Source organism: Polaribacter dokdonensis (assembly GCF_024362345.1).
GTDB lineage: Bacteria > Bacteroidota > Bacteroidia > Flavobacteriales > Flavobacteriaceae > Polaribacter > Polaribacter dokdonensis.
Map to the genome: position 1 here is coordinate 1,648,878 of NZ_CP101505.1, position 13,386 is coordinate 1,662,263.

Below are 13,386 nucleotides of genomic sequence, written 5' to 3' on the forward strand. Positions count from 1 at the left end.
TTGACTAGGGTATTAAAACACATAATTTTATTAGTCCTATTTACTTTTACAGTAAGCTTTTCTTTACAGGCACAAACCACTAGCAATAAAGATTCTTTAGCTGTTAAAAAAGACACCCTAAATTTAAAGTACGATTTTAAATACACACAAAAAGGTGGTCTTTTCTTAGATGATTTAGCAAAAAAGGAAGTAATCTTTGATAAGGAACTAAACAAATATGTAATTCTAGAAAAAATTGGCGATTATTATACCAAAACTCCAATTTATTTAACTCAAAGAGAATACCAAGAATATAGACTTAAAAGAGATATGTTGCAGTACTTTAAAGACAAAGTAAGTGCTACAAATGGTAAGAAAAAAGGAAGTGAAGCTGCTCAGAAAGATCTTTTACCAGGTTATTATGTAAACTCTAAGTTCTTTGAAACTGTTTTTGGAGGTAACAAAATTGAGTTTACGCCAACAGGAAACCTAAATCTTAAATTAGGTTTTATTTATCAAAACACAGAAAATCCACAAATTTCTGAAGAAAACAGAAGTAGTTTTACATTTGATTTCGATCAGCAAATAAACGCTAGTATTCGTGCAAAAGTTGGTGAACGTTTAGAGTTTACTGCCAACTATGATACACAAGCAAGTTTTGATTTTCAAAACTTAGTAAAAGTAGATTATACACCTACAGAAGATGATATTTTACAAGGAATTGAAGCAGGTAATGTTTCTATGCCTATTAAGAACTCATTAATCAATGGAGCACAAAGTTTATTTGGTGTAAAAACAAAATTACAATTTGGTAAAACAAGTGTTACAGCAGTTTTTTCTCAGCAAAATTCAGAAAGTAAAACTGTTGTTGCAGAAGCAGGTGCATCAATACAAGAATTTGAATTAAGAACTACAGATTATGATAATGATCGTCACTTTTTCTTATCTCAATTTTTTATTGACAACTACGCAAACTCATTAAAACAATATCCTCTAGTTAGTAGTCAAGTAAACATAACTAGAATAGAAGTTTGGATTACTAATAGAAATGCAACTACAGAAGATTTTAGAAGTATTGTTGCACTTGCAGATATTGGTGAGTTAAACAATCCTGGCTCTAATTATCAAAATTTAGTTGATGATAATAATACAGTGCAACCTGTTACACCTGTTAGTGTTAACACTAATGGTAATGTATTTTTCTTGCCTCAAAATGATGCTAACAATATTTACGATCCTATAGTCTTAGCAGGAATTAGAGATATTTCTAATGTAGATAATACTTTACAAAGTCGTTTTCAAATGGAGCAAGGTACTGACTACTCTATTTTAGAAAATGCAAGAAAATTGACTACAAACGAATACATCTTAAATTCGAAATTGGGTTATATTTCTTTAAACAGACGTTTAAATGATGGTGAAGTTTTAGCTGTAGCTTACGAATATACAGTAGCTGGATCAGTTAATGGAAGCACAAAAAAATCGTTTAAAGTTGGTGAATTTTCGAATGATGGTGTGCAAGCTCCTCAAAATTTGGCTGTAAAATTATTACGCTCAGAAATTTTACAAACAGTTAGGCAAAACCTAACAACAAATGAATCTGAGGCCTTTCCAACTTGGAGGCTGATGATGAAAAACATTTATGCTTTAGGTGCTTATCCTTTAACACAAGATGGTTTTAGATTCGAAATTCAATATAGAGATGATGAAACAGGTATTGCTTCTAACATTTTACAAAATGCAAGTACGCCAAACATACCAACTACTCCATTAATACAAGTTTTAAATTTAGATCAATTAGACCAAAGTCAGTTTAGAACTGCAGACGGATTTTTTGATTACGTAGAAGGAATTACTGTAAATTCGCCTAATGGATATATCATTTTTCCTGAACCAGAACCTTTTGGTAATGATTTAGTTTTGGACACCTCAGATCCAAATGATATTGGTTTAGATGAGAATTTAGATGCTCAATATTTATTCAAAGAGTTATACTTAAATACTAAAATCAACATTCAGAATAACTTTCAAGCAAAAGACAAATATTTCTTAAAAGGATACTTTAAATCAGAAACTGCAGGTGGTATACCTATTGGTGCATTTAATGTACCTCAAGGTTCTGTTACAGTTACAGCAGGAGGAAGACAATTAGTGGAAGGTGTAGATTTTGTGGTAGATTATTTGCAAGGTCGTGTGCAGATTATAGATCCAGGATTACAAGCAAGTGGAACACCTATTAGTGTTTCTACGGAAAATAATGCTGTATTTAATCAGCAAAGAAAAACATTTATGGGAGTAGATGTAGAACACCAATTCTCCGAAAATTTTGTAGTGGGTGCAACTGTTTTAAATGTAATGGAAAGACCACTAACACCAAAAATAAATTTTGGCTCTGAACCTATAGACAACACTATGTTTGGTTTAAATGTAGACTTTTCTACAGAAGTGCCTTATTTTACAAAATTAGCAAATAAGTTACCATTTGTAGACACAGATGTACCTTCTAATTTGTCTATTAGAGCAGATATGGCTTACTTATTACCAGGAACTCCAAGTGGAATAGATGTAACTGGTGCTGCTACTTCTTATATCGATGATTTTGAAGCCTCTCAAATACCAATTAGTCTTTTATCAGCTTTAGATTGGTATGAAGCTAGTACACCAAGAAATCAATCTAATGATCGTTTTAATGGTGGTAATAGCGATTTATCTTACAACTACAAAAGAGGTAAATTGGCTTGGTATAGCATAGATCAAATCTTTTATGGTTTTGGAGAAACACCTCCAAGTATAGATGCAGATGAGCTGTCTAGAGCAGAAACAAGACAAATTAATTTTAATGAGTTATTTCCAAATCAACAATTTGATATTACTCAGAATACACAAATAAGAACCTTGGATTTAGCCTATTTTCCAGAAGAAAGAGGTTCTTACAACTATAACCCAAATGCTACAATTACTGGTGATAGAGCAATTTTACCAAATCCTGAGACAAATTGGGGTGGTATAATGCGTCCTTTAAATACCAATAATTTCGATCAAGCCAATGTAGAATACATTCAGTTTTGGATAATGGATCCTTATCAAAATTATTCTATTACGCAAGAAGAAGGTTTGCCTCAAGGAGTGAATCCTGATGATGTTTCGAATCAAGTTGGAGATTTATACATTAATCTTGGAAATATATCTGAAGACATTACTAAGGATAATCGTAAAATGTTCGAAAATGGTTTACCAGAAGATGGAGCTAAGATTGATGGTGTAAATGTTAACAGAACAATTTGGGGAGATGTACCTAGAAACCCATCCATCATTTATGCCTTTAGTGAAGAAGATGCAGCCAGAACAAATCAAGATTTAGGTTTTGATGGTTTAACTAATGATGGCGAACGTAATTTAGCAAATGTAGACCCTAAATTTGCAGCATTAACAGATCCTGCTGCAGATGATTTCCAGTTTTTTAGAGGCTCGCAGTTAGATGGTTTGAATGCATCAATCTTAAGAAGATATAAAGACTTTAATAACACACAAGGAAATTCACCAACGTTAAATCAATCTCCAGAACCATATCCTACTTCATCAACAACCTATCCTGATGTAGAAGACATCAACAGAGATCAAACCATGAATACTGTAGAGAGTTATTTCGAATATCGAATTTCGATGAACAGAAATGATTTACAGAAAGGAACAAACTTTATTGTTGATGAAAAAACAACTACAGTAACTTTAGAAAATGGGAATACTCAAGATACAAAATGGTATCAGTTTAGAGTTCCTGTAAGAAATGGAACACCTGTAAACGGAATTACAGATTTTAATAGTATTCGTTTTGTAAGAATGTTCTTAACCAACTTTAAAATGCCTGTAGTAATTAGATTTGGAGAACTAGATTTAGTACGTGGAGATTACAGAAGATACACTAGAACCATAGACCCAGCTATAGATCCTGATAGAGAATTAACACAAGCAGAATTAGAAGGTTTTGAAGTTGGTGTAGTAAGTATAGAACAAAATAATGGTAGTTATATTCAACCTCCAGGAATTGAGCGTGAGCGTTTGCAAGGTAGTACCACTGTTCAATTACAGAATGAACAATCTGTAACATTAAAAGTAACCAATTTAGAACCAAATAAAACCAGAGCAATCTACAAGAACATAAGCGCAGACTTAAGACGTTTTAAAAACCTAAAAATGTTTATGCATTTAGAAGGTGATGATGGTTTTGCTGGAGTTATTCGTTTAGGAACCGATTTAAATGACAACTATTATGAGGTTCAATTACCACTTACAGTAAGTTCAGGTGGTAATAGTCAATTAGACATTTGGCCAGAAATTAACAACTTAGATGCACTTTTAGAAACTTTTGGTAAGGTAAAATTAGAGAGAGATGCTATTGGAGCTCCAATAAATGATTTGTATACTTCTGCAAACCAAAGTGCAAATGTTCCTTATACTTTAAGCGTAAAAGGTAACCCAACTTTAGCCCAAATTAGAACTATAGTTCTTGGTTTAAAAAATACAAGTAATGTAAATAGAACAGGAGAAGTTTGGTTTAATGAATTAAGAGCTGCTGGTTTTGATAATGATGCTGGTTGGGCTGCAGTTTTAAATGCAGATGCTAATTTTGCTGATGTAGCTAACGTTTCACTTTCTGGTAGCATGCAAACCATTGGGTTTGGTAATGTAGAAGATAGAGTTAATCAAAGAACTTTAGATGAAACTAAACAGTATGATGTTTCTACAACCATCAATTTAGGTAAAGTAATTACGCCTAAAGATTGGGGAATTCAAGTTCCGATGACTTATAGTGTTGGAGAAAAATTCATAGACCCTAAATTCGATCCTCAATACCAAGATGTATTATTAGAGGATGCAATAGATCAAAACCCAAATAGTGAATTCTCCAGAGATTACACAAAAAGAACAAGCATTAGCTTTGTGAACGTAAAGAAAAATAGAAACCCAAATTCAACTAAAAAACCAAGGTTTTACGATGTTGAAAATATTGCAGTTTCTTACGCTCATAACAAAGAATTTCATAGAGATTATAATATAGAAAAATATATTAATGAGAACGTTACAGCTTCTGCTGCCTATAATTATAATTTTAATAGCGAGCCAATTGAACTATTTAAAAACTCAGAGAAATTTAAAAGTAAATATTGGCGATTTATAAAAGATCTTAACATAAATCCAGTACCAAGTGTATTAGCTATTAACTCTAGAATTAATAGAAGTTATAATGAGCAACAGTCTCGTAATTTGGTGCCAGGTTTATCTCCTCAACCAGAATTAATACAAAGAAGATTTTTATTTGATTGGGATTACACCATTGGTTTCGATTTAACTAAGTCACTTCAATTAAATTTTAATGCAACCAATAATTATATTTATGATGCATTTGGTAGTGGAGAAGAATTGCAAATTTTTGATAACTTCTTCAACACAGGTAGAGCGAATCAATATCACCAAAAATTAAATGCAACCTATCAATTGCCTTTAGATAAATTTCCATTTCTAAAATTCATAAAAGCAGATTATGCATATACAGCAGATTTTGATTGGCAAGTACAATCTCAAGACGAAACTATTGCTGAACAAATTGGTAATGTAATTCAGAATGCAAATACACATAATCTAAATACCACATTCTCTTTTGATAAGATTTATAAAAATGTAGGTTTTGAAAAATTACTTTTAACAAAGCAACAAAGAAAATTAGCTAAAGAGAATAAAAATGCACGTATTCAACCAAAGAAAAATTTACCAACAGGAAAGAAAATTTTAAAACTTTCTTGGGATATTCTTACCTCTGTAAAACAAGCTAAAATTAGCTACTCAGAAAACAATGGACAATATTTACAAGGTTATGATGAAGGAATAGGCTTCTTAGGTGGTGCACCAACTTCATTTGCATTTGGTAGTCAAGTAGATATTAGAAATAAAGCTTTAACTAATGGCTGGTTAGTATCTCCTAGAGCTTTGGTAGACGATCCAAACACACCAATTGATGAAAGTGCATTTTATAATAAAACATATAGCAGAACTAAATATAGTAAGCTAGACTATACATTTACACTAAAACCAATCAAAGACTTAAATATTGATGTTAGAGGTAATAAAATTAAAACAACAGACTTAGCTCAACAATTAGATATAATTGCAGATGGTACAGAAAATGGTACAATCGATTTTGGAATTGATGCTTTCGAAACTGGTAACTTTAGTACAAGTCATTCTATGTTTTCTACAGCATTTACCAATGGAGATGTACTATTTCAAAGAATGAAAGATTACAGAACAACAGTATCTAATAGGTTTGCAAATGAAAATCCAGGAGCAGATCCTGCTGGTTTTGGAGAAAACAGTCAACAAGTTTTATTACCAGCATTTATTGCAGCCTATTCAGGTAAAGACCCTAATAGTGTAAAAACTGGTTTGTTTAGAAATATACCTATACCAAACTGGACTTTACGTTACAATGGATTAATGAAATTAAAATGGTTTAAGAAAAATTTCTCTACGTTTATCATTTCTCATGGTTACAGATCATCATATACAATATCTAGTTTTACCAATAATTTACAATATGATGAAGCAACCAAATTCACCACTGTAAATGCAGCAGGTAATTACGAGGCTCCAAGATTGGTAGCTGCTGCAACTTTAGTAGATGAATTTTCTCCTTTAATTAAGGTAGATATGAAAATGAAAAACTCATTCTCTTTTAGAGGAGAAGTAAAAAGAGACAGAACATTAACCATGAACTTTAACAATAGTACACTTACAGATATTGCAGGTACAGAATACATCTTTGGTTTAGGTTATGTGTTTAAAGACGTTAAAATGAATACACGTTTTACTGGTAAGAAAACCACCTTAAAAGGAGACATCAATTTAAGAGCAGATGTGTCTTTAAGAGATAATTTAACACAAATTAGATATATAGATGAAGATAATAACCAAATTAGTGGTGGTCAACGATTATTTTCTATTAAATTTGTTGCAGATTATAGGTTAAGTAGTAGTTTAACAGCATCATTTTATTACAATCATCAAACATCTAAATATGCTATTTCTACCACTTTCCCAAGACAAGCCATAAATGGTGGTATTAACATCATTTATAATTTAGGAGGAAATTAAAACTTAAATAAATATATTATACAATGAATATTCCAGCTACTTTAAAATACACAAAAGATCACGAGTGGATTAAAATTGAAGGCAATATTGCAACAGTAGGAATTACAGATTTTGCACAAGGTGAATTAGGAGACATCGTTTACGTAGATGTAGATACTTTAGACGACACTGTAGAAGAAGGTGAAGTTTTTGGTTCTGTAGAAGCCGTAAAAACCGTTTCTGATTTATTTATGCCATTAACAGGTGAAGTAATTGAATTTAATGACGAGTTAGAAGATGATCCAGAATTGGTAAATTCAGATCCTTATGAAAAAGGATGGATGATTAAATTAGAAATTTCTGATGAATCTCAGATTCAAGACTTGCTAGATGCTGAAGCGTATAAAAGTCTTATTGCTGGATAATTTTATTTTTATAGCCATAACTTTTACAATAGCCATTGTAGGACTTAGCCTATTTAAATTACCTAGCACAAATGTGGAGGTAAAAAATATCGATAAATTATACCATTCTGTAGCTTATTTTAGCTTAGCATTTGCTTGGCTTGTTAGTTTTTACAAGCAAAAAAGCAAAAAAATACCCATAATTATAGCTTGTATTGTATTTGGCATAATAATTGAAGTATTACAAAGCACCTTAACGAATTACAGAACAGGAGATTATCTAGATGTTTTTGCAAATACGTTTGGTGTTTTATTGGCTTTACTCTTTTTTAATCTCATTTTTAAAAAAAAGCAGATTAATTAATAGTAGAATTGTAAATAAAACAATTTTTTATTTAAATTAGCAATCTATTAAAAACTCTTTATAATGCAAATTAAGAAAAATCCAAAATCGAATTTAGAAAATTTTAGTAAGATTTTCATGCAGATAGGGCTTGTATTAGCTTTATTTGTTACATATGCAGCAATAGAACAAAAGACTTATGATAAGACTTATGGTGATTTAGCTGTTGTAAATATGGATGCTGAAATGGAAGAAGAAGTTCCAATTACAGAAAGAATAGAGCCAGTTAAGCCAAAAACTCCACCACCACCAACTCCAGAAAAAATTGAAGTTGTTGAAGATGAAAAAGAAGTTGAGGAAACTGTAATAGAATCTACAGAGACTGATGAAACTGAAGCAATTGTTGTTGAAGAGATTGTAGAGATTGAAGAAGCAGAAGAAGTTGTAGAAGATGTAAGTTTCATGATTATTGAAGATGTACCTGTATTTCCTGGTTGTAAAGGAAACAAAGCAGAGTTAAAAGCATGTTTCAGTAAAATGGTACAAAAGCACTTCTCTAGAAAGTTTGATGCAGAATTACCAAACGAATTAGGTTTATCACCAGGAAAAAAGAGAGTTTTTATTGGATTTAAAATTGATAAACAAGGTAATATTGTAAATATTCAAGCAAGAGGACCTCACCCAAAAATTGAAAGCGAAGTTATTAGTGTAATGAATAAATTACCTAAAATGAAGCCAGGAAGACAAAGAGGTAAACCAGTAGGTGTAAAATATAGTATTCCTTTCTCTCTAATTGTAGAATAGTAAGAATAACTATCATCATATAATAAAAACGTTTAGAATTTTTCTAAACGTTTTTTTTGTTTTACATTGAAGTTGTAATATCAAATTTAAGTATGCAAAACTAAACCACATGAAAATCATATCAACAAATATTGGTAAGCCAACTGAGTTTATTTGGAATGGAAAAACAGAAACTACTGGTATCTTTAAAAAACCTGTAAACGAACCAATTTACCTTACTAAAAATGATGTGCTAAAAGATGAAGTTTCCAATCGCTTAAATCATGGAGGTTACTACAAAGCTTGTTATATATTTTCTGCAGATCACTACCCATATTGGAAAGCACTATATCCCAATTTAGAATGGACTTGGGGAATGTTTGGTGAAAATTTAACAGTAGCCAATTTTGATGAAAAGAAAGTGTATTTAGGAGATATTTACAAGGTTGGTGAAGCAATTGTTCAGGTTTCTCAATATAGAGAGCCTTGTTATAAATTTGGGTATAAATTTGGCACCCAAAAAATATTAAAACAATTTATAGAATATGGTTATGGAGGTACTTATCTAAGTATTTTAGAGGAAGGCAATGTGAATGTTAACGATGAATTTATACTTATAGAACGCCCTGAAAATAGTTTATCTGTTTACAATCTTTTTCAGGTGGTTTTTAGTAAAAACAAAGATCAGGATTTACTAAAGATTGCTGCAAAAAGTAAAGCTATTCCACCAAAGAAAAGAATATTGTTAAGTAACTATATTCAATAAGCATATATTTCTGAGAGACTATTAAAGGAGTCAAAAATTGAAATAAAAAAAGCTCAATAAAACAATGTTTTATTGAGCTTTCTTAAAATAGTATAAACAATACCTTAATCGTTATTTACAGCTACTTTAGATTCTGGCTTCCATACATTCACTGAAGCAATTGCATTACTTTCGTAATTAATTTCTTTTAAAGAGTCTGCTGTCCATACGAACCACTTACCTACTTTCTTACCATTATCGTAATACGCTAATTGCACTTTGTTTCCTTTATTATCAAAACGTACCCATTCTCCTGTTAATTTTTTATTCTTAAAAAATCCTTGAGTTTTTATAGAACCATCTTCGTAATAATAAGTTGCTTTCACTAAATCTCCTTCAGCCTTAAAAGTCGGTTTTTGCTCTTGAGCATATCCAGCCATTGTAAGACCAAATATCATAATTGCTAAAAATTTTTTCATCATCTTGTGTTTTAAGGTTTACATTTCCTTTACAAATATATAAATATTATTACAATTATGAAACATTTTGGTAACATTAAATTAACATTAGAATTAATTTTAACATATTTTGCAACTTAATTAACCTAAAATCAGTAATTTAGAATATTAACAAACGAAACTCGTTTGGTAACAATAGCATTCACTTTAAACACCTTTTATGAATATCTTACAAATTCTATTGACTTCTCTAGTTATCTTAATCCATATATATATAGTTGTACTGGAAATGGTTTGGTGGACAAATAAAAGAGGAATGAGAGCTTTTGGATTAAAAGACAAGACCTTTGCACAAGAAACTAAAGTGATGGCTGCCAATCAAGGATTATATAATGGGTTTTTAGCTGCTGGATTATTGTGGTCTATTCTATCTACAAAAATAGATGTTGCTATTTTCTTTTTAACATGTGTAGCTGTTGCAGGCATTTATGGTGCCTATTCTACACAAAAAATTAAAATTTTATACATACAAACTATACCAGCCTTATTAGCTATTGGTTCGCTATTATTCTTATAGTTTTTATAGCATCCTTTTCTTAGAAATCTTATTTTTACATCAACTAAAAAACTTTACACATGGATAAATATGTAGAATCTGCTGTAGAATTGTTAATTCTATACATCCCAAAAGTAATTACTGCTTTACTAATTTTAATTATTGGTTTATACCTCATAAAGGTTATTGTAAAAACAACTCGAAAAATTTTACACAAACGTGGTATTGATGTTACTTTACAAAAATTCTTAGGAAACCTAATTGGTTGGACCCTAAAAATTCTTTTATTTATTACAGTAATTTCTCAATTAGGTATTGCAACCACGTCTTTTGCTGCTGTTATAGCTGCTGCTGGTTTGGCACTTGGCTTAGCATTACAAGGTTCGTTAAGTAATTTTGCTGGAGGGGCATTATTAATGATTTTTAAACCAATAAAAATTGGTGATTTTATAGAGGCTCAAGGAGAAAGTGGAGTTGTAAAAGAAATTGAAATCTTTACTACAAAATTAAATACTCCAGACAATAAAGAAGTAATTATACCTAATGGTAAATTATCTAATGGAAACATTGTAAACTACAGTACAGAAGATAATAGAAGAGTAGATTATACTTTTGGCGTTGGCTATGATTCTGATATTAAAAAAACAAAAGAGATAATTTTCGAGATTATAAACAAACATCCTTTAATTTTAAAAGAACCAGCAAGTGCAGTTAATGTGGCTGATTTAGCTGATAGCTCTATAAACTTCTTTACACGAGTTTGGGTAGATAAAAAAGATTACTGGACTGTAAAGTTCGATTTAATTGAACAAACAAAAGAAGCTTTTGATGCTGCTGGTATAGACATACCTTATCCTCATAGAGTGAACATCAACAAAAGCGAGGACTAAACTAAAACGTCGGTTTTTTCTTTTTTTCAGGTATTACAACAAAATCTTTTAAATAAAAAGGTTCAAAATAAGCGACATCTTCGATGTCGTTTTTTTTGTATTTCTCATATGACAAACGAGCCATCTCTTTTGATGAAGGAAAGTAATCTGATAGAAATACAGCATTTTCATGAGTAATTATCCCTTTACACTTCATTGCTCCATCACCTAAAAAAATTACATTACCATTCTTTAAATAATCTAAGTAAGAAGATTCAGTAACAACCTCAGCTTTAATTTCTCTAACTTGGGTATAATTAGCATTAAAAACAGAAGCATAGACTTCCATTCTTCTGGCATCTATCATAGGTATAATATAACCCTCTGATGAGGTTGTAGCATGTGCAAGTGCAGTTAATGTGTCTATAGAAATTAAAGGTTTATCAAAAGCAAAACACAAACCTTTTGCAGCAGAAACACCAATTCTTAAGCCAGTATAAGAACCTGGACCTTTACTTACTGCTACAGCATCTATATCTTTAGACGATAATTGGGCTTCCCTTAAAATATCTGCAATAAATGGGTGCAGCACTTCTGCATGAGAATAGTTGCCATTATTTAATTCTTTAATGGCTAAAATATTCCCTTTATCTGCAATACTTACAGAACAGTTCTTGGTAGCTGTTTCGATATTTAAAATAATCCCCAAATCCTTTTTTTTACAAAGATAAATATAAAAGAAAACCCCACTAAAAAAGTGAGGTTTATTGATTAAAAAAAATCCTATAATTACTCTAAAACTAACTCACCTGCATAAAACTGCAACACTTTAGTTTTAAAAACATAATCGTATTTAGAGCTAATTAAGGTTGTTTGCGCATTTACCAAACGATTTCTAACTTGATCAAAATCGAACTGAGTCATAGCTCCAAAGTTATAACGCTCTTGAGCATTCTTAAAAGACTCTTCTTGCGCTTCTAAAGAAATTTTAGCAGCCTCGTAACTCTTTAAAGCCGTTTTAACGTCTAGAAATGATTGCTCTATAGTTTGTTTTAAGTTTAGTTTTTCGCTTTCTAACCTTGTCTCAAAAATATTTTTATTGATTTCTGCTTGAGACACTCTGTTTTTAGTTTGAAAACGATTAAAAATTGGAATACGCACATTGAAACCTAAACCATAACCAAGGTTATCATTTAATTGATCAAAAAATGCGGTATTTGAAAATCCTGGAGGTAAGTTTAAGTTATATCCATAGTTGGTAGAAACACCTGCAGAAGCTGTAATTGAAGGTAAAAAATCTGCCTTAGAAATTTCGATACTCAATGCTGCATTATCAATTGCTAATTTTGCTCTTTCAATTTCTGGCAAATTGTTTAATGACTTTTCGTAAACATTATTAGAGTTACTATAAAATAAATTTTCTGATGGTGTACCTACATCTACAGGAGCAACATCAAAACCTTCAGCTGGCACTTGTAAAAGTTGAGCTAGGTTCAATAAAGCTAGATCTAAAGCATTTTCTTGGCTAATTACAGTTTGTAAATTTGAAGCTGCTGTAGATTGTGTATTTAATAAATCTCCTTTTGGTATAACACCAGATTTAAATCTGCTTTCTGCAGCCTCTATTTGTTTTTCGCTAATTTCATACTGCACTCTTGCTGCATTTAAATTCTCTTTTGCAAACAAAACATTCAAATAGCCATTAACAACAAATAAAGAAATATCGTTTTCTATTTTCTTTAAATCTAATTTACTAGACTCTACACCCAATTGTGCTTGCTTATAAACATTGGTATTTCTAAAACCGTTAAAAACAGTAATACCTGAGCTTAAGTTGATGGACCCACCAAAGAAACTTGTGTTTACCCTATCTTGTGATACAGGATCAAAACCAGTACCAAAGTTTAAATTACCACCAGTATTACCAGATAAATTCGGTAAGAAGTTTCCTTTTGCAATTTCTACATCAATCTCTGACGAAGCTAAATTTAATTTATTTTGTTGAATAGAGATGTTCTTAGCTAAAGCTTCATCTACACATTCTCTTAAAGTCCATTGTTTTTGTGAAAAAGTAGCAATAGAAGTAAATAAAGCTACAAGTACTATTAGTTGATTTCTCAA

At 30.9% G+C, this 13,386-nt stretch carries 10 protein-coding genes; 7 read left to right on the forward strand and 3 right to left on the reverse strand.

Annotation, left to right across the window (positions count from 1 at the left end; translation table 11 throughout):
* The 5 genes from sov (at position 1) to LPB302_RS07350 (ending at position 9,403) form a co-directional block, all read left to right on the forward strand.
* Entirely contained in the window at positions 1 to 7,128 is a 7,128-nt protein-coding gene (gene sov, locus LPB302_RS07330; RefSeq protein ID WP_053974174.1) for a T9SS outer membrane translocon Sov/SprA, read from the forward strand.
* Positions 7,129 to 7,151: 23 nt separating this feature from the next.
* Positions 7,152 to 7,532, forward strand: a complete 381-nt coding sequence (gene gcvH / locus LPB302_RS07335; protein WP_053974173.1) for a glycine cleavage system protein GcvH — start codon at positions 7,152 to 7,154, stop codon at positions 7,530 to 7,532.
* A complete protein-coding gene (locus tag LPB302_RS07340) occupies positions 7,498 to 7,875 on the forward strand; it encodes a VanZ family protein (RefSeq protein WP_053974172.1) in 378 nt (125 codons plus the stop codon). Before gcvH ends, LPB302_RS07340 begins: the two co-directional genes overlap by 35 nt.
* A gap of 63 nt (positions 7,876 to 7,938) precedes the next feature.
* Positions 7,939 to 8,658: an energy transducer TonB gene (locus LPB302_RS07345; RefSeq protein WP_053974171.1), complete on the forward strand. Its 720-nt coding sequence runs from the start codon at positions 7,939 to 7,941 to the stop codon at positions 8,656 to 8,658.
* A 109-nt stretch (positions 8,659 to 8,767) separates the two neighbouring features.
* Entirely contained in the window at positions 8,768 to 9,403 is a 636-nt protein-coding gene (locus tag LPB302_RS07350) for an MOSC domain-containing protein (RefSeq protein WP_053974170.1), read from the forward strand.
* Positions 9,404 to 9,507: 104 nt separating this feature from the next.
* Here LPB302_RS07350 and LPB302_RS07355 read toward each other — a convergent pair whose 3' ends face one another.
* Positions 9,508 to 9,861: a toxin-antitoxin system YwqK family antitoxin gene (locus tag LPB302_RS07355; protein ID WP_053975321.1), complete on the reverse strand. Its 354-nt coding sequence runs from the start codon at positions 9,859 to 9,861 to the stop codon at positions 9,508 to 9,510.
* Between the two features lie 199 nt (positions 9,862 to 10,060).
* On the opposite strand from LPB302_RS07355, the gene LPB302_RS07360 reads away from it, so the two are divergent.
* Together LPB302_RS07360 and LPB302_RS07365 are read left to right on the forward strand one after the other, a co-directional pair.
* Positions 10,061 to 10,417, forward strand: coding sequence for a DUF1304 domain-containing protein (locus LPB302_RS07360; RefSeq protein ID WP_053974169.1), 357 nt, complete (start codon positions 10,061 to 10,063; stop codon positions 10,415 to 10,417).
* A 59-nt stretch (positions 10,418 to 10,476) separates the two neighbouring features.
* Positions 10,477 to 11,286 carry a mechanosensitive ion channel family protein gene (locus LPB302_RS07365; RefSeq protein WP_053974168.1) on the forward strand — a complete coding sequence of 270 codons (810 nt, stop codon included), beginning with the start codon at positions 10,477 to 10,479 and terminating at the stop codon, positions 11,284 to 11,286.
* 1 nt (position 11,287) lies between these two features.
* Here the strand turns inward: LPB302_RS07365 and tsaB are convergent, their stop codons facing one another.
* Together tsaB and LPB302_RS07375 are read right to left on the reverse strand one after the other, a co-directional pair.
* Positions 11,288 to 11,974 carry a tRNA (adenosine(37)-N6)-threonylcarbamoyltransferase complex dimerization subunit type 1 TsaB gene (gene tsaB / locus LPB302_RS07370; protein WP_053974167.1) on the reverse strand — a complete coding sequence of 229 codons (687 nt, stop codon included), beginning with the start codon at positions 11,972 to 11,974 and terminating at the stop codon, positions 11,288 to 11,290.
* Positions 11,975 to 12,054: 80 nt separating this feature from the next.
* The gene (locus LPB302_RS07375) at positions 12,055 to 13,386 is read right to left on the reverse strand and encodes a TolC family protein (protein ID WP_053974166.1); all 1,332 of its coding nucleotides are present in this window, start codon (positions 13,384 to 13,386) and stop codon (positions 12,055 to 12,057) included.